Source organism: Actinomadura sp. CNU-125, assembly GCF_001942465.1.
In the GTDB taxonomy this organism is placed as follows: Bacteria; Actinomycetota; Actinomycetes; order Streptosporangiales; family Streptosporangiaceae; genus Spirillospora.
The window spans coordinates 1-19,441 of sequence record NZ_MKJY01000068.1; the positions used below are offsets into that span (position 1 = coordinate 1).

A 19,441-nucleotide genomic window follows, 5' to 3' on the forward strand; every position below is an offset into this window, starting at 1 on the left:
CGTGCCCGCGCTCGCCGCCGGGGCGGCCGTGGTCGCGGTGGTCCTCGTCGCGTTCGTGATGATGCCGGACTCGTCGAACGAGAACCCGCTGGGCGCCGTCCGGGACCGAGCGGCACCGCGGCGATCGCCCCGCCGACCCGTCGGCCGTCCCGTCCGGACTCGGCCTCCCGACGGACGTCCGACGTCCCCGACCGCGAGCGAGTCCCCGTCCGCGACGCCGTCGACGACGTCCGCGTCGCCGAGCCGGTCCGCGACGCCGAGCCGGACGACCGCGCGCCCGTCCCGTCCGTCCCGCTCGGCGACCCGGACGACGACGAGCCGCCGTCCGCGGGCACGCTGCGGGTCGGGAGCGGGTGCACGATCCCCCCGGGCGGCGACGGCTGCAGTATCTCGTTGCGCGCGGTCGGCGGTCCGGTGACGTGGTCGGCCAGCGCGCAGCCTCCGCTGTCGGCGTCCGGCGGGACGTTGCGCAGCGGCGACGGCGGTTCGGCCTACGTGTCCTTGAACGGATGCCCGGGGTCGGGGTCGGGGACGGTGACGTTCTCGCCCGGCGGCGCGTCCGCACAGGTGTCCTGGACGTGCGAGGAGCAGGGCGGGCCGGACGGCGGCGGCGCGCCCGGCGACTAGACGGCCGGGACGTACGACCGGGCGGTCATGAGACCCACATCACTTTCACGCGCGTAGTACCTGATCAAGTAGCGGAAACGGCCACGCGGCGTGCCTTGCCCATCACAAAGATTCGGTCATCTGGGAGAAATCCGCGAAATTTGGTGGCAAGATCGGGCAACCAGTGCGCCCTGACGGACGTCGGCGCCGACCGGGGGCACACGATCACCTACACCGAATGAACCGAGGAGGGCATCCGTGGCAGGTGAGCCGAGGTCCGGGCAGAACGACGCCGTCCGGCTGGCGGAGTCGCTGCGGGCCGGGGACGTCATCGCGCTGACCGAAGTCTACGACGCCTATGCGCCGTTCCTCTTCGACTACTGCCACGGGCTGCTGCGCGACCGCGTCGAGGCGGCCGGGGCGCTGCGCAACTGCGTGATCGCCGCGCGCGAGCACGCCGACCGGCTGACCGAGCCGGAGCGGCTGCGCGGCTGGCTGTACGCGATCGCCCGCAAGGAGTGCATGCGGCGCCGCGACAGCCCGAACCGGCACACCGGGCAGGAGGCGCCGGAGGCCGACGACGGGCTGTCCCCCGAGCAGCTCGCGCGCCGCGAGGAGCGCCGGATGCTGGCGCACAGCGCGCTCGCGGCCCTCAGCGGACGGCAGCGCGAGGCGATCGACCTGCACGTCCGGCACGAACTGGACGAGGTCGACCTGTGCGGGATCCTCGGCGTGCCGCTGGAGGACGTCTATCCCCTCGTCGAGCAGGCCCGCCGGGACCTCGGCGCGGGGGTGCGGGCGGCGCTCGTCGCGCAGCACCACCGCCAGGAGTGCCCGGAGGCCGCGGCGCTGGCCGACGGCTGGCCGCTGCCGCCGCAGGCCGCGGCGGCGCTCGTCCGGCATGTCGCCGAGTGCCGGGCGTGCGGGACGCGGGAGGTGCCGGCGCCGCCGCCGAGCCAGTTGCTGGCGGTGCTGCCGATCGCCGCGATCCCGGCCGACCTGCGGCTGGACGTGCTGACCGCCGCGACCGCCGACGACCGGGCCGCGAACCGGCGGTCGATCGCGGCGTGGACCGAGCCGTTCGACGAGTACGGCTGGCCGCTGCCCTACGAGCCGACGGTCACGCGCGCGAAGGAGAAGCCGCAGCGCAGGCGCGGGCCGGTCTACGCGGTCGTCGGCGCGGGCATCACCGCCGTCGTGGTCCTCGCCGGCGCGCTGACCGCGTTCGGCGGCGAGGAGGAGGACGGCGGGTCGGCGCTGCCGCGGATCTCGGCGCAGCCGAGCATCAGCGACGCGTCCGGTGGACCGGTCCCGACGGAGTCGAAGCCGACCGATCCGGCGCCGTCGAGCTCGTCGGCGTCGCCGAGCGAGTCGCCGTCGGAGTCGCCCTCGGAGTCGCCGTCGCAGAGCCCGTCGCAGACGCCGACGACCGAGCGTCCGGACACGACGGCGCCCACGACGAAGCGGCCCGACCGGCCGGACCCGCCCGCCGCCGGACGCCTCGCCGTGAGCGGCTGCGAGATGGACTGGCCGGACGACGAGTGCGGCATCACGATCCGCGCGGTCGACGGCCCGGTGAGCTGGCGCGTCACCGGCGCGTCGGACGGGTTGAGCGCGGGCGGCTCGGGACACCTGGGGGCGGGGCAGACCGCGACGGTCGCGGTGCGCAAGGACACCACGTGCTGGGGAGAGAAGACCGGTTCGGTCTCCTTCTCCCCAGGCGGCGCGGCGTCGGTCACGTACTGCTGACGCGCCCCGGCGGGCCGGACGTCAGAAGGTGCCGGTGTCGAGGACGCGGTGCGCGCGCGAGAGCAGCACCGGCACGGCGTCCCCGATCCGGTCGAAGCCCTCGCCGACGGTCGCCTTCTGCAGGTAGCGGGCGTGGATGCCCTCCAGGATGACCGCGAGCTTGAAGCAGGCGAACGCGACGTAGTAGTCCATTCCGGCGACGTCGAAGCCGGTCAGCTCGGCGTACCGGGCGGCGAACTCGGCGCGGGTGGCGAACCCGGGCGCCCGGGTGATCGTCGCGCCGACGGGCAGCAGCTCGTCCTCGGCGTCGGCGGCCTCCGGCCAGTACACCAGGGTCAGGCCGAGGTCCGACAGCGGGTCGCCGAGCGTGGACATCTCCCAGTCGACGACGGCCGCGATCCGCGGTTCGGGCTCCAGCCGGGCGAGCGCGTTGTCGAGCCGGAAGTCGCCGTGGACGAGCCGGGCCGGGGCGTCCGCGGGCAGCCGCTCGCCGAGCCGCGCCACGAGCCGGTCGTATTCGGGCAGGTCGCGGACGGTGCCGGTGGCGCGGATCGCCTCCTGCGAGCCGTCCCACTGCTTGCCCCACCGCTTGAGCTGCCGCTCCATGTAGCCGTTCGGGCGGCCGAAGTCGGCGAGGCCCGCGGCGTCGAGATCCACGGTGTGGATCGCGGCGAGCGCCCGGGCGAGCGCCTCGCTGAGCCCGCGCGCCTGCTCGACGGTCATCTCGGCGGCGTCCTCGCGGGTGCGCAGGACGCGGCCCTCGACGAAGTCCATGAGGTAGAAGCGGGCGCCGATGACGTCCTCGTCGTCGCAGAACGCCAGCGTGGTCGGTACCGGCACGGACGTCCCGGTACCGAGCGCGCTCAGCACCCGGTACTCGCGGCCCATGTCGTGGGCGGTCGGCTGGACGTGCCCGAGCGGGGGCCGGCGCAGCACGATGCGGCGGCCGCCGTCCAGCGTGAGGCCGTAGGTGAGGTTGGAGCGGCCGCCGGCGATGAGGTCGATCGCGGTGATCCGGCCGCTACCGGGCAGCGCGCCGGCCAGCCAGTCGGCGAGGCGGGGAACGTCGATGCCGGGGACCCCGGCCGGAAGGTCTGCGTCAACGGTCATGACGCCCTATTAGAACGCGACTCGGTCCCGATGCGAAACCCGGGGTGGCGACGTCGGCCGGGCCGGCCGGCCGGGTGCACCGCCCGTCCCGCCGGCACCGGCCGCCCCACGGACCCCGACGGACGGCCCGTCCGGCCGGATGACATCGCGCACCGTAATTAATCGGCCACATCCGGCCGTCGCGTCACACTGATTTACCGAGCGTCAAGTGCCAGTGTTGACGTGCGCCGGATTGCACCCCGTCTGGACCGGTTCATGAGATTCCCAACCGGCGATCGGCAGCACGCCGGAGAGTCCGGGACGCCGGGGCCGCGCGAGCGACGACGACCGTGGCGAAGTGGGCGCCGCGGCTCGAACGTCGCGGCCGCCGACACCGGCCCGTGGCGGCAAGCTGGACATATCGGTCTCGCTGGGCTAAGAGAATAGGACTAGACCATTCGGGGCCGACCCCGGCCCGATTGGGGGGACGCACCGTGGCAGACGCATGGCTGCCGGGAGCCGCACGCATGCCCGTACGAGACGACGGCGGAGGAATGCAGGGAGGTGCGCCCCGAGTCGTCTGGTTCACCGGGGAACACGATCCCCGCTCGGTCTCCGCCCGCTCCCTGGCCGCCGACCTCGTCAAACAGGAGCGCCCACCGCACCTGGTCTGGCATCCCGGCACCGGCGAGATCGCGCAACTGCTCCCCGCGACCCGCGCCGCGCGGCTGCTCGACGCCCCCGTGTGCCGGGAAGGCCGCACCTGCCTGCAGATCATGGTCGTCGGGCAGGCGCGCGTCCCGTTCACCGGCTCGCTGCTCACCGGGATCGACACGATCATGCGCTGGCTGGACGCCTGGCACATCGCCCGCCGCTGGCCCGCCGGGCCGCCGCTGCCGTCCCCGCAGTCGTACCACTCGCTGCGCAGCCGCCGCGACTGGGCGCGCGGCGGGCACTTCGGCGCCTCGCAGGCCCCGCTCGCCGACCGTCCCGACCCGGGCGGCATCGACATCCGCCGCATCACCGGCCCCGACACGCCCGTCGCGCCCATCCCGCGACGCGCGCGCCGCTGCCCGAACCGTCCCTGCTGACCCGCACGGCGCTCCCCGGCCCGGCACGTCCGCCGGCCGGTGACCCCGTCCCGGTCGGCACCCGCTCCGAACCCGTCGGCGCCCGCTCCTAACCCGCGCCCGGCGAGCGCGCGGAGCACCCCGCAGCCCGCCCGCAGCTCCGCCGGGCCCGCCGCCGTCCCGTAGCCGATCACCAGCCCGGACGCGGCCGGCGGCCCGGCGAAGTGCGGCGCGAGCGTCTCGGTCAGGACGCCCCGCGCCGCCGCCCGCCGCGCGACGTCCTCGGGGTCCCCGGGGACGTCCGCCACCAGGTGCAGGCCCGCGGTGTCGCCGTGCAGCCGCAGCCCGGCCAGCGCCTCCACGACCGCGCGGCGGCGCGCGTACTCGCGGCTCATCCGGCGGACGTGCCGGTCGACGTCCCCGCCTTCGAGCAGCAGCCGCAGCGCCTCCTGCGGCACGACGGGCGTCCGGTCGTTCAGCTCCGCGCGCCGCCGCGCGACCGCCGCGACCAGGTCCGGACGCCCGACGAGCCAGCCCACGCCCATGTCGACCGACAGGATCTTCGCGGTCGTCCCCAGGTACACGACGACGTCGGGGTCGAGCCCGTACAGCGCGGGCAGCGGCGCGACGTCGTAGCGGAACTCGCCGTCGTAGTCGTCCTCGGCGATCAGCGCGCCCGTCCGGCGCGCCCACGCCAGCAGCGCCCGCCGCCGCGGGACGGGCAGCACGCCGCCCATCGGGAACTGGTGCGACGGCGTCGTGTACACCAGCCGCAGACCGTCCGGCAGCGCGTCGACGATCAGCCCGTGCTCGTCCACCGGGCACGGCACCAGCTCCGCGCCCCGCCCCGCGAGCACCGCCCGCGCCCGCCGGTAGCCGGGCTCCTCCACGCCGACCCGGTCGCCGGGCCGCAGCACCGTCGCGGCCAGCAGGTCCAGGCCGTTCGTCGCGCCCCGCGTGACCAGGACGTCCTGGCAGCTCACGCCCCGGTTCCGCCGGACGTGCTCGGCCAGCGCCGCGCGCAGGCCCGGCAGCCCGTGCGGGTCCTGCCGCCACCGCGGCGTCACCCCGGACGCCAGCCGCCACGCCCGCCGCCACGCCGGGGTGTCCAGCGCGCCCACCCACGGCAGGCCGGGCCGCAGGTCGATCACCCCGTCCCGCGGTGGGGGCTCCGGCGGGTTCATGCGCCCGGCTCCGGTTCGGGGTCGGCCGTCACCCCGTCGGCGACATAGGTGCCGGACCCGTGCCGCCCCTCCAGCCACCCCTCCGCGTACAGCTGCTCGTACGCCTCCGTCACCACCGTCCGGCTCACCCCGAGCCGCGCCGCCAGCGCGCGCGTCGCGGGCAGCCGCTCCCCCGCCGCGAGCCGCCCGTCCCGCATCGCGCCCCGCAACTGGCCCGCGAGCTGCGCGTGCATGGACTCGTCCGCGTCCCGGTCGACGACGAGGGGCAGCAAAGTGGTCTCTCCTTATCGGCACCGAGTGGCTCTGCCGACCAGGCCACCTTCGACCTAGCGTAATCGGACATGAACCCGCTCTCCGCGACGCCCCGCACCCGGCTCGGCCGGCTCCCGGAACGCTCGTCCGCCGACCGGACCGTCCTCTACGAGATCCTCGACGCGGGGCTGATCTGCCACCTCGGCATCGTGATCGACGGCTCCCCGCGCGTGATCCCCACCGGATACGGCCGCCTGGACGACACCCTCTACCTGCACGGCTCCACCGGCGCCGCGAGCCTCCGGCACGGCCCGTCCCGGGACGTCTGCGTCACCGTCACCCACCTCGACGGCATCGTCGTCGCCCGGTCCCTCTTCCACCACTCGCTCAACTACCGCAGCGCGATCGTCTACGGCACGCCGTCCGTCGTCACCGGCGACGAGAAGCTCGCCGGGCTCCGCGCCGTCACCGAGCGGCTCGCCCCCGGCCAGTGGGACACCGCCCGGCTCCCCACCCGCAAGGAACTCGCGGCCACGACCGTCCTCGCCCTGCCCCTCGCCGAGGCGTCGGTCAAGGTCCGGCAGGGCCCGCCCGGCGACGACGCCGAAGACCACGCGCTGGACGTGTGGGCGGGCGTCGTCCCCGTCCGGCGGACGTTCGAGGCGCCGATCCCCGACCCGTCCCTGCGCCCCGGCATCGAACCCCCGCCCCACATCACGTCCCGCACCATGTCATGACATCTCGATGCCCCGCATGTCCGCGCGGGGTCGTAGGTTGACTTCCTCCGCTCCTTGAAGGGAGAGGAGTCCTACGGCTCGCGCCGCAGGTGTTTCTGCTTCTCTGCCGTCGGCGGCGGGGGGTTCCCCGGCCGTCTTACATCGGCTCCACAGACATCGCCGGGGGACAGACGCCCGGCTGCGACCCGACCGGCCGCAAGGATGTTCTTTGCCGCGTTGACATCCCGGTCATGACGGGTGCGGCAGCCCGGGCACGTCCAGCACCGGGCGGAAAGACTCAGCTTCTCCAGCCGGTGCCCGCAGCACGAGCACGTCTGGAGGAAGGAAACCAGCGGTCGGTCACGATCAAGGTCCGCCCGGCACGCCCGGCCTTGTATTCGAGCATGCGGCGGAACTCGCCCCACCCGCAATCGGCTATCGCCCGAGCGAGCCTGTGGCTACGCATCATGTTCTTTACGGCTAGGTCTTCGATCACGATGGTGTCGGCGTCACGGACCAGGTCGGTGCTGGTGCGGTGCAGGAAATCCTGGCGGGCGTCGCGGACCTTGCGGTGGGTGCGGGCGACCTTGGTCTTGGCTTTGCGATGGTTGGCCGAGCCGGGTTGTTTGCGGGCCATGCGCCGCTGGTACCGGGCCAGATTCCGCTGCTTCTTCTCCAAATGTTTCGGGTTGGGGATGCGGGTCCCGTCGGAGACCACCGCGAAATCCTTCACCCCCAGATCGACCCCGATCGCGTACCCGACCGGCGGCGCGGGCGCCGGATCACAGGCATCAACATTGAAGGTGACGTACCAGCGGCCGTCGGGCTCCCTGCAGACCACCACCATCGTCGGGTCCAACCCGGCCACGTCCACATCATCGAACGACCACACGAACGCAAGCGGCCCGGCGGTCTTGGCCAGCCACAGCCCACCGTTCTTCATGCGGAACGCCGAACGGGTGAAGTACGCGGACTGGCGGCCGGTGCGGCTCTTGAACCGCGGATACTTCGCGCGTCCCGCAAAGAAGTTGGTGAACGCGGTGTGCTGGTGCCGCAGCGCCTGCTGCAACGGCACGCTCGACACCTCCGACAAAAACGCCAGATCCTCGGTCTTCTTCCACTCCGTCAGCGCCGCGTCGGTCTCCTTGTACGAGATGCGCTTCCCCTCGGTGCGGTAGACGCTCGAACGTTCGGCGAGGGTCTTGTTCCACACCAGCCGCACGCAGCCGAACGTGCGACCCAACATCGCCGCCTGGTCGGGGTCCGGGTACGCCCGGCACCGATACGCCATCCTCACAGTCAGTGAGTTTACATGTCCATTGCGTTACTTTCCGGGTTTGCTGAAGGTTTCTTCCGGTGATCTGTGATGCAAGAATGTCCCGGCTCCGCCGGAGTCCGGATTCCTCGCCCAGCCCCTGTCAGGGCCGGGGTCTCCCCGTGTCCGGATCATGCCTTAGCCTGGCACGATGGTCTCTTGGGGACTGTGTCACAGTTCGTGCCACGGTCCTGTCACAGATGGATCCGTCATCACTGGACATCCCTGGAATGTTCGGGAGATTCGTCGGACAGTTTCAGCAGGTTGGAGCAGGTATGACGGACACTAAGCTGGTCTGGATCGACTGTGAGATGACGGGGCTCGACCTGCACAAGGACGCCCTGATCGAGATAGCCGCGCTGGTGACCGACAGTGAGCTGAACATCCTGGACGAGGGCGTCGACGTGGTGATCAAGCCGCCGCCGGAGTCGGTCACCCAGATGACCAAGATCGTCCGCGACATGCACACCACGTCGGGGCTCCTCGACGTGCTGCCGGACGGGATCACGCTCGCCGAGGCGGAGAAGACCGTCCTCGACTACGTCCGTGGGCACGTCAAGGCCGCGGGCAAGGCGCCCCTGTGCGGCAACTCGATCGCCACCGACCGGTCGTTCCTCGCCCGGGACATGCCCGCCCTGGACGCCCACCTGCACTACCGCATGGTCGACGTCTCCTCGATCAAGGAGCTGTCGCGCCGCTGGTACCCGCGCGCGTACTTCGCCAGCCCCGAGAAGAAGGGCGGCCACCGCGCCCTCGCCGACATCACCGAGAGCATCCAGGAGCTGCGCTACTACCGCGCCGCCGTCTTCGTGCCCCAGCCGGGGCCCGACTCCGAGACCGCCCGCGCCCTCGCCGCCGAGATCTCCGGCTGACCCACTCCCCCGGACCCGCTACACTACTTGGAGCCGGGCGCGTTCCCGGCCACGGTGGGTGTAGCTCAGCTGGCAGAGCACTTGGTTGTGGTCCAAGATGTCGGGGGTTCAAGTCCCCTCACTCACCCCAGCGCGAGAAGCCCTGGTCATCACGGAGATGGCCAGGGCTTTTCCGTGTGCGGCCGGGGTCAGGTGCGGGCCACCTTGCGGGGGAAGACGACGGCGGTGACCCATACGGCGAGGGCCATGAACACCGCGCACCACAGGACGCCGATCCACGCGCCCGAACCCGCCGACTGGCCGTTCAGCAGGGCGCGCGAGGCGTCGATGATCGGCGTCATCGGCTGGTGCTCGGCGATCGGCTGCAGCCAGCCCGGCATCGACTCCACCTGCACGAAGCCGCTGGAGATGTACGGCAGGAACAGCAGGATGAAGCCGTAGCCGCTGGCGGCCTCGGCGGAACCGGCCAGCATCCCGAGCATCGCGAAGACGGTCGTGATCATCAGGATCCACAGCGCGATGATCCCGACGGCGCCGACGAACTGCGGGACGGTCGCGTCGGTGCGGAAGCCGACCGCGAAGCCGACGAGGAGGACCACTCCGGTGGCCAGCATGTTGCGCACCATCGACGACGCGGTGTGGCCGAGCAGGACGGTCACGGACGGGAACGGCATGGTGCGCAGCCGGTTCATGAACCCGGTCGTCATGTCGTTGCTGACGACGACGGAGGTGTAGGACGCGCCGAAGCCGGCCGCGGTGAGGGCGATGGCCGGCATGACGAACGACAGGTACGCCTCGCGCCCGCCGCCCCCGCCGACGTCCATGGCGCCGCCGAGCACGAAGGTGAAGATCAGCATGAGGAAGACCGGCAGCAGGATCGCCATCAGCAGCGACTCGCCGTCCCGGAAGGACTGCTTGACGCTGCGGCCGGTGAAGACGCGCAGGCCGGTGAGGAAGCCCGCGCCGGTCGTCGGAGCGGTCGTGGTCGCGGGCGCGGTGGTGGTCGTCATGCCGCCTTCTCTCCGGTGAGCTTCAGGAACACTTCGTCCAGGGTGGGTTTGCGGACCGTGACCTGGACGTCCGGTCGTTCGGCCGCCAGGGCCGCGAGGCGCCGGGAGAGGTCGACGGCCGAGCCGTGGGTCGGGATCTCGCGGGTGACGCGGCCGTGGTCGTCGTGGACCTGGATGGTGGAGCCGCCCACCTGTTCCTTGAGCCGGGCCGCGGTGCCGTCGGCGACGATGCGGCCGCCGTTCAGGACGAGGATCCGGTCGGCGAGCACGTCGGCCTCTTCGAGGTACTGCGTGGTGAGGAAGATCGAGGTGCCGGTCGCGGCGAGGGCGGTGATCTCGTCCCACAGCACCTGGCGGCTGCGGGTGTCCAGGCCGGTGGTGGGCTCGTCCAGGAAGATCAGCTTCGGGTGCGCGATGAGGCTCGCGGCGATGTCGAGCTTGCGGCGCATGCCGCCGGAGTAGGTCTCGACGAGCTTGCCCGCCGCCTTCGCCAGCTCGAAGCGGGCGAGCAGGTCGGCGGAGCGGGCGGCGGCGTCGCGGCGGGAGAGCCCGAAGAGCCGTCCCATCATGACCAGGTTCTCGCTGCCGCTGAGCCGGGGGTCCACGGCGGCGTACTGCCCGGTCAGGGAGATCAGCCGCTGGAGGCCCTTGCGGTCGCGGCGGACGTCGAGGCCGAGCACGCGGGCGCTGCCGGAGTCGGCGGGCGTCAGCGTGGACAGGATGTTGACCAGGGTGGTCTTCCCGGCGCCGTTGGGGCCGAGGAGGGCGTGGATGCCCGGCGGGAGCGCCAGGTCGAGGCCCTTGAGGACCTCGTGCTTCCCGAAGCCCTTGGTGAGCCCGTCGAGCTCGATGAGCGTTTCTGTGTATCGCATACACTGAGTATAGCATACACCGTTTATGACGTACACAGTTTTAGAGGTGAGAACATCGGGAGCATGGGAGACACGACCGAGACCGGCCTGCCGCGCGCCCTCGCGATCGCCTGGGGCATGCAGGACGTCCCGCAGCGCGGCCCGTCGCGGGGGCTGACGCACGAACGGATCGTCGCCGCCGCCATCGCGATCGCCGACGCCGACGGGCTCGGTGCGGTCACCATGCAGGCGGTGGCGAAGTCGCTCGACTTCACCACCATGTCGCTCTACCGGTACGTGTCCGGCAAGGACGACCTCCTGCGCCTCATGCAGGACGCCGCCGTGCCCGCCCCCGCCGAAGTCGAACTGCCGGACGACTGGCGCGCGGGGCTGCGGGCGTGGGCCTCGATGGTCCGCGACGCCTACCGCGCCCATCCCTGGGTGCTGGAGATCCCGCGCGGGCAGACCGTCGTCCTCATGCCCAACACGGTGCGGGCCGCCGACCTCGGGCTGGCGGCCATGGCGGGCCTCGGCCTCACCGACGAGGAGAAGATCGCCGCCATCCTGCTGATCTCCCAGCACGTCGCGGCCATGGTGGGGCTGGAGCAGTCGCTCGAAGAGGAGGGCGAGGTCGCCGTGACCCCGGCGGGGGTGGCGCTGCTGCGCGGCGCCATCACGGCCGAGCGCTTCCCCCACCTCGCCCCCATCATGGCGACCGGAGGCTACGTCGTCGGCGCCGAGCCGCCCGCCGAGTGCGAGGCCGAGGTCGAGGCCGAAGCCGAGGGCGTGGACGCCGAGTACGACTTCGGCCTCGACATGCTCATCGCCGGGCTCGAATCCCTCGAACGCCGCCGCCAGGCGAAGTAGGCGCGGCTCAGACGAACGGGGGCAGGCCGCGCCGCCGGGCGTGCAGGATCGCGGCCAGGGTGAAGGAGTCGGTGAGGTCGCCCCGGTCCTGCAGGTCGTCCAGTTCGCGGGGGTCGAGCAGGGCGAGGCCCTCGATGCCCTCGTCGGCGGCGACGCGGCCCGGCGGGTCGACGCGCGCCCAGAAGAGCTCGACGGCGCCGCCCGTGATCCCCGTGTCGGCGTGCATCCGCCCGAGCCGCGTCAGGTCGCGGGCGGCGACGCCGATCTCCTCGCGCAGCTCGCGCCGCGCCGTCTCGTCCGGCGGCTCGCCCGGGGCCGAGAAGCCGCGGGGGATCTCCCAGTGCCACTGCCGGGTCGAGTGGCGGAAGTGGCGGATCAGGACGACCCGGCCGTCGCACACGGGGAGGACGGCGGCCCCGCCGTCCCGCGCGGCCGGCAGCACGCGGACGTGGCCGCCGATGCCGCCGCCCGGGAACTCCACCGGATCGCGGACGACGGTGATGTAGGGGTCCTGGTAGCAGACGCCGTACGGGCCGCCGGTGGACGGCATGGACGACAGGATCCGCACGGGCGCCCCGTCCGGTTCGGCGAACAGGTCCGGGGCGTCCCGCCGGAGGCGTTCGTAGGCGGCGGCCGCGTCGGGATCGATCACTCGACCTCGATCGACTGGTCGGGCCCGTTCTGGGACCGGCGGAGCGGGGCGCGTGCCGGGCGAGGTGGTCGATGATCTTCTGCGCCTCGCGGGCGGGATCGTCCATTCGCATGTCCAGGATCTGCGCGGTGTTCTCGATGCGGTACGCGGCCCGGGACTCCAGCAGCCGGCCGAGCCCCAGCCGGACGGTGACGCGCGCGGCCCGGCCGAGCGCCATGCCCGCGGCGTCGCCGACGACCTCGTACCCGACCGGGTGGTCGTTCATGTAGACGAGGTTGATCGTCATCGCGCCGATGTCGATGGCCAGCTCGGCCAGGCCCCGGAACCGCCTCCCGACCCCGTCCTGCCAGTTGGCGGCGTGGATCTCCTCGGCCTTCTCCAGCATGGCGACGTAGGCGCCGGTGACGGCCGCGGCCCCGCCCGCCTCGGCCGCGAGGTCGGCCACGGAGGAGGTGCCGAGCAGCCCCGCGAACGTGTCGCGGTAGACCTTCCACTCGCGCTCGGCCCGCACCTGGCAGATGTCCGACAGGGTCAGCCGGTCCAGGCTGGGCACCCGCTCCAGCAGTCCCTGCACGTTCTCGAAGGTCAGGTTGCGCAGCATCCGGACGACCTGGTCGGCGTCGGTCTCGGCCAGCGTCCGGCGTCCGGTCCGGGTCCGGTCCGCGAGACCTTCCTGGAGCGCCGTGCGGCGGGGCGAGTCGCCGGGGGTGATGGCGTAGACGTCGATGGCGTCGGCGAGGTTGGTCGCGTACTTCAGGTCGAGCAGTTGCTTCAGCGGCGCGACGTGCGGCAGGTTCCGGTCGTACTCGCGGGCCGCGACGTCGCCGCCCTCGCCCACGATGAACCGCTCGTAGAGCATCTGCCGGGTCACGGGGACCCCGCCGTTGGTGCGCTCGAAGGACCAGGCCGCCACGTCCCTGAGGTGGGCGCACACCGCCTCGGCCTGCTCCTCGCCCAGGCCGAGGTCGCGGCGCAGCGCGGGGGCGCGGAACTTGCCGAGGCGGGTGAGGAAGTTCTCGAAGCCGTCGCTCATCTGGACGACCAGCTCCGAGTAGGCGGAGTCGTCCCAGGCCAGCCGCAGGCACGACATCGGGGTGGTCTCCGCGATCTCCCGCCATCCCTGGAAGCCGTCCGTCACCTGGAACGCCGGCGGAGCCTGCGGGACCGGGGACGTCTCGTCCATGAGGTAGGGGATGATCGCCCCGTTGGTGAGCAGCGTGCGGAACGCCTTCCGGTCGAGACCGTCCCGGACGAAGTCCTGGTACACGATCCGGCTGTTGTACAGGTAGGCCCGGTTCACGATGATCTTCTCGGCGTTCAGCAGTGCCCGGAGGTATTCGCGCCGGGCCCTGCGCTGCTGCTCGTCGCCGATCGCCCGCGTGACCCGTCCTTCCCGGAGCGTCGCGGCGAGCAGTTCGCCGTCCAGCCACTGGTTGTCCAGCGACTGCGGGACGGCCGTGATCGTTTTGGCGAGGTCACCGGCGATGAGCTGCTCGAAGGAGACGTCTCCCTCGTGGTGAGTGGCCATGTGCGGCTCCCCTGTCGACGCATCGTCCGACGAATAGGATGTCGTAAACGATCGCCTCCGTTCCGTTTTCTCGGCAAGTGATTTGCGAACTTCGTCCGATCTGCCCGCGCGTGCGTCAGGCCGCGAGGCGGCGGGCGGGGACGGTGACGGCGGCCACCGCGAGGAACAGGACGGCCAGCGCCGCGACGAGCAGCGGATGCGGGCCGCCGGGGACGGCGCCCATGAAGTCCAGCGGCGCGAGACCGTTGAACGCCGCGTACCACATCGGCGGGTAGACGGCCTGGAACACGCGCGGCGTGCGGCTCACCGTGCCCAGCGCCAGGGCCAGGGACGGGACGAGCAGCGCGCCCGCGAGCCAGGCGGACGCCCCGGCGGCGTCGGCGTCGAGCACCATGCGGGCGAGCGGCGCCAGCCCGGTCAGGACGGTGATCGCGAGCCCGGCCGTCCACTCGGCGAGCAGGCGGCGCCCCGGGGACGGGTACGCGCCGAGCAGTCCCTCGACTCCGGCCGTCCCGGGGCGCGTGCCGAGCCTCGACCACAGCAGGACCGGCCACACCCAGGCCAGCGGCAGCACGACCGCGGAGACGGCGTCGGACGGGACGGCGAGCGCGGCGGCCGCAAGCCCCGCGGCGACGAGCCACCACCACTTGCCCGCGTCCCGCAGGACGAGCGCGAGTTCGCCCGCGAGCAGCCTGCCGAACGTCCGGCCGCGGACGGGCGCGGTGGCGGGCGGCCCGCGGTGGACGAACGTGGGTTCGGGTTCGGGTGCGGACTCGCCCGCCGGGCCCGCGCCCGGGCCCCGGCGCGCGGGCTTGCCGTGGCGTCCGCGGGCGGGATCGAACCGGGCGAACCAGACGGCGGGCAGCAGCGCGACGGCGACGGCGACGAGCACGAGGGCCGCGCGCCCCGCGGCGAACCCGGGCGTGACCGCGAAGCCGTCCCACGGGAACGTCCGCAGCGGCTCGGCCATCTCCGTCAGGCCTAGGCTGAACGAGTAGTCGTCCTTCCACAGGCCCTGTTCGGTCATCGCGGCGCGCAGGTCGCCGACCACGTGCCGGGTCCCGACGACGTCGACCGGAATGCGTTCGGACAGGCCGCCGAGCGCGCCGACCAGCCACACGAAGAACCACGCGATGTTCCCGACGCCGCCGCGCAGGATCGGGATCGTCTCGGACAGCAGCGCCGCGGCGGCCGTCAGCGCGACCGCCGGGAGCGCGAGCAGCGCGAACGGGACGAGCAGCGCGACGGGGTCGACCCACCGGTCCTCGCCCCGCGCGACCTGCATCACCGCCGCCGTCATCGCGAGGACGCCCACCATCGAGCCGAGCACCATCGCGTTGGCCAGGAACTTCCCGGCCAGGTAGGCGGGGTTGCGCAGCGGCGTGGCGGCGACGAGCCGGCCCACGCCGGTGGCGGCGTCGCGCTCCACCGCGCCCCGCACCACGTAGAAGCCGCCGAGCGTCAGCCACAGCGCGCTCGCCAGCGCGGTGACCGTCCCGACGTAGGCGCTGCCGTACTCGCCGCGGTGCTCCCCGATGTACATGATCACCAGCCGGTTCCCGGCGTCCGGGACGGCCAGGTAGCCGAGGCCGACCGCGGCGAGCAGCGTCACCGCGTAGGCGGGGCGGCGCACCCGGTCGCGGAAGTCGCCGAGGGCCGTGCCCCCGACCGTGCCCCCGACCGTGCGGGCGATCATCGGACGCCTCCCGCCGCGAAGACCGCGGGCGCGTGCAGGAGCCCGAGGTACACGTCCTCCAGGTCGGGTTCGGCGGGCGCCGCACGGGGGCCGGGCGGCGCGTCCGCGATGACCCGCAGGCGGACGCCGTCGGCCGTCCGCATCATCCGGGCGACCGGGTACCGGGCGCGGACGGCGTCGGCCTCGGCGGGTGCGGCGAGCAGGTCCCAGACGCGGCCGCGCTGCGCCGCGAGCAGTTCGCCCGGCGCGCCCCGGCGCAGCAGCCGCCCGCCCGCGACGATCGCGATGTCGGTCGCGCCGACTCGATGTCGGAGACGATGTGCGTCGACAGCATGACCACTCGGTCGGCGGCGAGGTCGGCGAGCAGGGCGCGGAACCGCGCCCGCTCCTGCGGGTCGAGGCCCGCCGTCGGCTCGTCCACGATGATCACCTTCGGGTCGGCGAGCAGGGCCTGCGCGATCCCGACGCGGCGGAGCATGCCGCCGGAGTAGCCGCCGAGCGCGCGCTTGGCCGCCCCGGTGAGGCCGACCGTCTCCAGCAGCTCGTCGATGCGGGCCCGCGCCGAGCGCCGCGACAGCCCCTTCGCCGCCGCCAGGTACGCCAGGAACTCGCGGGCCGTCAGGTTCGGGTAGACGCCGAAGTCCTGCGGCAGGTAGCCGAGGTTCCGGCGGAGCGCCCGCGGGTCGGCGACGGCGTCGGCGCCCTCGAACAGCACGCGTCCCGACGTGGGACGGGTGATGGTCGCGGCGATCCGCATCAGCGACGACTTCCCCGCGCCGTTCGGGCCGAGCAGCCCGAGCAGGCCGGGGCCGAGGCGCAGCGTCAGCCCGTCGACGGCGCGCTTGCCGCCCCGGTAGTCCTTGGTGACGTCGATGAGTTCGAGCATCGTCACTCCCCCGTTCCGCGCAGGTCCGTCGGTTCCCCGTCGCGCAGCACCCGGACGCCGCGCGGCACCTCGACACGGAACTTCGCGTCGCAGTTCGCGATGACGCTGCAGCTCGCGGCGATGTCGAGGACGCCGTCCGCCAGCCGCCACCGCGCGTCCGACCAGGGGCTCTTGTCGTCGAACCAGCGGGTGACCTTGACGTCCTTGCGGTCGGCCGGAACCAGGTCGGTGGGGACGTCGTTCGCCTTGACGTTCAGCGTGCTCCCGGCGAACGGGAACGTCCGGCTCTCGGGCTCGGCGTTGCCGGCCTTCGCGACGCAGCCCCCACTGAGGCCCGCCGCCAGCACGACGGCCGCCAGCACCGCGACCGGCGTGGTCTTTCTGGAATTCATCGAGATCCTCCTGAAGTGCCCCTTCCGGCGGCACTCCTCAAGCTTCGGGTCCGGCGGGGGCGGGCCACATCTCCCGTTCGGCAGATATCCGGGCGCTCACGACGCCGTCCGCTTCTCGGGGGCGCACCGCACGTCGCGGGCGGGCAGCCGTCCGGTCAGCAGGTACTCGCCGACCCGGTCGTGCGTGCAGGCGTTGCCGTAACCGCGCTGGTAGGGGGCGTGGACGTTCGCGTCGAGCGTGATCATCCGGGAGCCGCGCAGCGCCCCGTGCAGGTACTCCCCGCCCGCGTAGACGGTGCGGGTGTCGCCGGTCGCGGCCACGATCAGCGCCGGGAGCTCCCCGCCGATCCGGGTCGGCGGCTCGGCCGGACGCACCGGCCAGAAGGCGCACGGGTTGACGCCGTACGCGAGCGGCCCGAAGGTCGGCGCCGCCGCACGGTGCTCCTGGACGTCCCGCCAGTACCGCCCGACGCCGCGCACCGCCGGACCGTCCCCGCAGACGATGGCGCTCTGGCCGCTGCCGTACCCCGACTCGACGCCGGTGAGCAGGAAGCGGAGGCCCTCCTCCAGTTCCGGGGTCGGCTCGGCGGGCCGGCCGTCGGCGGCGGCCCGCAGGACCCGGACGGTCCCGGCCAGGACCGTCCGGGCCGGATCGGAGTCGTCGTCGAGGTAGTTGAACAGGACGACCGGCACGACCGTGTCGTCCAGGCGGTACCGGCCCACCCGCAGCGGCTCGCGGCCGGACGCCTCGACGATGCCGCGCACCCCCGCCAGGACCTCCGCCCGGGTCGTCCCGAGCCCGAATTCGGCGTCCCGGCGCGCCGCCCACGCCGCCCAGTCGGCGAGCGCCTTCTCGTTGGCGCCCTCCGCTTCCCGCATCAGGCCCGGCCCCCAGGTCCGCGGGTCGACGGCGCTGTCCAGCACGGTGCGGTCGAGCCGCCCCGGGAACATAGCCGCGTAAACGGCGCCGAGGTACGTCCCGTACGAGGCGCCGTTGTAGGAGATCTTCCGCTCGCCCAGCGCCGCCCGGACGACGTCCATGTCGCGGGCGATGTTGCGGGTGCTCACGTGCGGGATCAGGTCGCCGTTCGTCCGCGCGCACCGCCCGGCCAGGTCGCGGGCGAACGCGGCGGAGGCGCGGAACGAGGCGCGGCTCTCCCCGGCGGACCTGATCCAGGTGCTCGCGGGCCAGCCGCAGTCGACGGGGGCGCTGCGGCCGAGCGACCGCGGGTCCATGCCGACGAGGTCGAAGCGCCGCCCGGCCTCGCCCATCACCTCGCGCAGGTACGGCGGCAGGTCGATGGCCGGGCCCGGCCCGCCGCCGTTGAGGACCATCGTGCCGATCCGGTGCTCCGGGTCGGACGCCGGAAGCCGGGAGATCGCGATCTCGACGGTGCGTCCCGCGGGCCGGGCGTAGTCGAGCGGGACGGTCACGTCCGCGCAGCGCGCCCCGGCCTCGTCGAGCCCCCGGCCGACCTCGTCGTCCGGGCCGAGGACGCAGGACTTCCAGTCGAGCCGCTGCTCGTGGAAGCGGTCCAGGGCACGCGGCACCGGGCGACCGGGTCCGCCGTCGCCCCGGCCGGGACGGCCAGGGCCGCCGCGGCGGCGCCGGCGACGGCCACGGCGGCCGCGCGGCGCGCGAATTCGCTGCCGAGAGAGCATCGGGTTCCTCCTTGGGTGTACGAGCGACGCACCCAAGGTCGCGGTGCGGGGCACCGCACCACATCTCCCGTTCGGCAGATATCCGGGAAGTTTCACTCCGAGGCCGGGGCGGTGGGCAGCACGCACACGACCGCCCAGCCGTCCCCGTCCGGCCCGGCCGCCAGCGTCCCGCCGTGCGCCCGGAGCGCGCGCGTCCAGTTCGGCGAGGCCCGTGCCGCCCGACCGCCGCCGCACCCGCACGAGCCCCCGCCCGCCGCCCCCGTCGACGCGGACGCGGATCTCCACCCCCGCCTCGACACCGCGCACCGACACCGACACCCGGCCCGCCCGGGCGGCGTGCCGCCGGACGTTCGTCAGCGCCTCCTGCACCACCCGGTACGCGGTGCCGCCCGCCTCCCGCGACAGCCGCCCCACCGGCGCGCCGTCCAGCACGGCCCCGCGGCGCCCCCGCCGCCGCGAACCGCTCGACCAGCTCCGGCAGGTCGCCCAGCCCGTACAGGCGGGTCGGCGGCAGGTCCCCGGACGGGCCGTCGTCGCGCAGCGTGCGCAGCGTCTCGTCCATCGAGTCGAGGGCCCGCAGCGCCGCCTCCTCGATCCGCCGCTGCGCCTCGCGCGACCCGGCGGCGTCCAGGTCCCGCAACTGCGCGGCCTGCGCCGTCAGGACGATCCCGGTCACCTCGTGCGCGACGAAGTCGTGCAGGTCACGCGCCAGCGCGAGCCGCTGCGACCGGCGCGCCTCCGCGACCGCCCGAACCCGGCGCGCGTCCAGGTCCCGCAGGTACAGGCCCACGCCGGTCGCGCACGCCACCAGGAACAGGAACAGCACCGAGCCGACCGCCATCGCCTCCACCCGGGCGGGCATCGGCGACCGTACCGCCGCCCGCGCCACCAGCCCCAGCATCGCCGCCGTCAGCGCCGCCCCGAGGACGGCGAGCGCCGCGCGGGCGGGCTCGCGCCGCACGACCCGTCCGATCAGCACCAGCAGCGCCGGGACCCTCGACCGCCGCGTACAGCCCGATCGGCGCCTGCGGCCCGCGGTAGAGC

Annotated in this window: 16 protein-coding genes, 1 tRNA gene and 3 pseudogenes; 7 read left to right on the forward strand and 13 right to left on the reverse strand. The window is 73.5% G+C overall.

Going from position 1 to position 19,441, the window contains the following annotated elements; translation table 11 throughout:
• Positions 1–627: pseudogene (locus BJF79_RS55280) on the forward strand (hypothetical protein); the annotation flags it as partial.
• Positions 628–864: 237 nt separating this feature from the next.
• Positions 865–2,355: an RNA polymerase sigma factor gene (locus BJF79_RS09635; protein WP_075896401.1), complete on the forward strand. Its 1,491-nt coding sequence runs from the start codon at positions 865–867 to the stop codon at positions 2,353–2,355.
• 21 nt (positions 2,356–2,376) lie between these two features.
• On the opposite strand, the gene BJF79_RS09640 is transcribed toward BJF79_RS09635, so the two are convergent.
• From BJF79_RS09640 to BJF79_RS65405, 3 genes are all read right to left on the reverse strand, one after another.
• Positions 2,377–3,465 carry a phosphotransferase family protein gene (locus BJF79_RS09640; protein ID WP_075896404.1) on the reverse strand — a complete coding sequence of 363 codons (1,089 nt, stop codon included), beginning with the start codon at positions 3,463–3,465 and terminating at the stop codon, positions 2,377–2,379.
• A gap of 253 nt (positions 3,466–3,718) precedes the next feature.
• Positions 3,719–5,698: a PLP-dependent aminotransferase family protein gene (locus BJF79_RS65400; RefSeq protein ID WP_316043310.1), complete on the reverse strand. Its 1,980-nt coding sequence runs from the start codon at positions 5,696–5,698 to the stop codon at positions 3,719–3,721.
• Positions 5,695–5,970 carry a GntR family transcriptional regulator gene (locus BJF79_RS65405; RefSeq protein ID WP_075896408.1) on the reverse strand — a complete coding sequence of 92 codons (276 nt, stop codon included), beginning with the start codon at positions 5,968–5,970 and terminating at the stop codon, positions 5,695–5,697. Before BJF79_RS65405 ends, BJF79_RS65400 begins: the two co-directional genes overlap by 4 nt.
• A 69-nt stretch (positions 5,971–6,039) precedes the next feature.
• On the opposite strand from BJF79_RS65405, the gene BJF79_RS09655 reads away from it, so the two are divergent.
• A complete protein-coding gene (locus tag BJF79_RS09655; protein ID WP_075896410.1) occupies positions 6,040–6,687 on the forward strand; it encodes a pyridoxamine 5'-phosphate oxidase family protein in 648 nt (215 codons plus the stop codon).
• Between the two features lie 71 nt (positions 6,688–6,758).
• On the opposite strand, the pseudogene BJF79_RS09660 reads toward BJF79_RS09655, so the two are convergent.
• A pseudogene (locus BJF79_RS09660) lies at positions 6,759–7,963 on the reverse strand (RNA-guided endonuclease InsQ/TnpB family protein).
• 293 nt (positions 7,964–8,256) lie between these two features.
• Between BJF79_RS09660 and orn the strand changes: the two are divergent.
• Both orn and BJF79_RS09670 read left to right on the forward strand, forming a co-directional pair.
• A complete protein-coding gene (gene orn, locus BJF79_RS09665) occupies positions 8,257–8,853 on the forward strand; it encodes an oligoribonuclease (protein WP_075896412.1) in 597 nt (198 codons plus the stop codon).
• Between the two features lie 54 nt (positions 8,854–8,907).
• Positions 8,908–8,983: transfer RNA gene (locus tag BJF79_RS09670), tRNA-His, on the forward strand.
• 58 nt (positions 8,984–9,041) lie between these two features.
• Here BJF79_RS09670 and BJF79_RS09675 read toward each other — a convergent pair.
• Positions 9,042–9,863 carry an ABC transporter permease gene (locus tag BJF79_RS09675; protein ID WP_075896414.1) on the reverse strand — a complete coding sequence of 274 codons (822 nt, stop codon included), beginning with the start codon at positions 9,861–9,863 and terminating at the stop codon, positions 9,042–9,044.
• A complete protein-coding gene (locus BJF79_RS09680) occupies positions 9,860–10,735 on the reverse strand; it encodes an ATP-binding cassette domain-containing protein (protein ID WP_075896416.1) in 876 nt (291 codons plus the stop codon). Before BJF79_RS09680 ends, BJF79_RS09675 begins: the two co-directional genes overlap by 4 nt.
• A 63-nt stretch (positions 10,736–10,798) precedes the next feature.
• Here BJF79_RS09680 and BJF79_RS09685 point away from each other — a divergent pair, with 63 nt between their 5' ends.
• Positions 10,799–11,581 carry a TetR/AcrR family transcriptional regulator gene (locus BJF79_RS09685; protein WP_083733302.1) on the forward strand — a complete coding sequence of 261 codons (783 nt, stop codon included), beginning with the start codon at positions 10,799–10,801 and terminating at the stop codon, positions 11,579–11,581.
• Positions 11,582–11,588: 7 nt separating this feature from the next.
• Here the strand turns inward: BJF79_RS09685 and BJF79_RS66670 are convergent, their stop codons facing one another.
• Positions 11,589–12,131 carry an NUDIX hydrolase gene (locus BJF79_RS66670; RefSeq protein ID WP_410050064.1) on the reverse strand — a complete coding sequence of 181 codons (543 nt, stop codon included), beginning with the start codon at positions 12,129–12,131 and terminating at the stop codon, positions 11,589–11,591.
• Positions 12,132–12,285: 154 nt separating this feature from the next.
• On the opposite strand from BJF79_RS66670, the gene BJF79_RS66675 reads away from it, so the two are divergent.
• Positions 12,286–13,842, forward strand: a complete 1,557-nt coding sequence (locus BJF79_RS66675) for a hypothetical protein (protein WP_075896420.1) — start codon at positions 12,286–12,288, stop codon at positions 13,840–13,842.
• Positions 13,843–13,876: 34 nt separating this feature from the next.
• Here the strand turns inward: BJF79_RS66675 and BJF79_RS57120 are convergent, their stop codons facing one another.
• The 6 genes and pseudogenes from BJF79_RS57120 to BJF79_RS50765 form a co-directional block, all read right to left on the reverse strand.
• Positions 13,877–15,457 carry a hypothetical protein gene (locus BJF79_RS57120; RefSeq protein WP_075896422.1) on the reverse strand — a complete coding sequence of 527 codons (1,581 nt, stop codon included), beginning with the start codon at positions 15,455–15,457 and terminating at the stop codon, positions 13,877–13,879.
• Positions 15,454–15,603 carry a hypothetical protein gene (locus tag BJF79_RS59125; RefSeq protein WP_262401774.1) on the reverse strand — a complete coding sequence of 50 codons (150 nt, stop codon included), beginning with the start codon at positions 15,601–15,603 and terminating at the stop codon, positions 15,454–15,456. The genes BJF79_RS57120 and BJF79_RS59125 overlap by 4 nt, the downstream gene beginning before the upstream one ends.
• Entirely contained in the window at positions 15,600–16,343 is a 744-nt protein-coding gene (locus tag BJF79_RS57125) for an ATP-binding cassette domain-containing protein (protein WP_262401775.1), read from the reverse strand. The genes BJF79_RS59125 and BJF79_RS57125 overlap by 4 nt, the downstream gene beginning before the upstream one ends.
• Before the next feature lie 2 nt (positions 16,344–16,345).
• Positions 16,346–16,735 (reverse strand): hypothetical protein, encoded by a 390-nt coding sequence (locus BJF79_RS09710; protein WP_075896424.1) that lies wholly within the window; start codon positions 16,733–16,735, stop codon positions 16,346–16,348.
• A gap of 96 nt (positions 16,736–16,831) precedes the next feature.
• Positions 16,832–18,286: an alpha/beta hydrolase gene (locus BJF79_RS09715; RefSeq protein ID WP_158079135.1), complete on the reverse strand. Its 1,455-nt coding sequence runs from the start codon at positions 18,284–18,286 to the stop codon at positions 16,832–16,834.
• Positions 18,287–18,986: 700 nt separating this feature from the next.
• Positions 18,987–19,298 (reverse strand): annotated as a pseudogene (locus BJF79_RS50765) (histidine kinase); the annotation flags it as partial.
• Positions 19,299–19,441 lie beyond the last annotated feature (143 nt).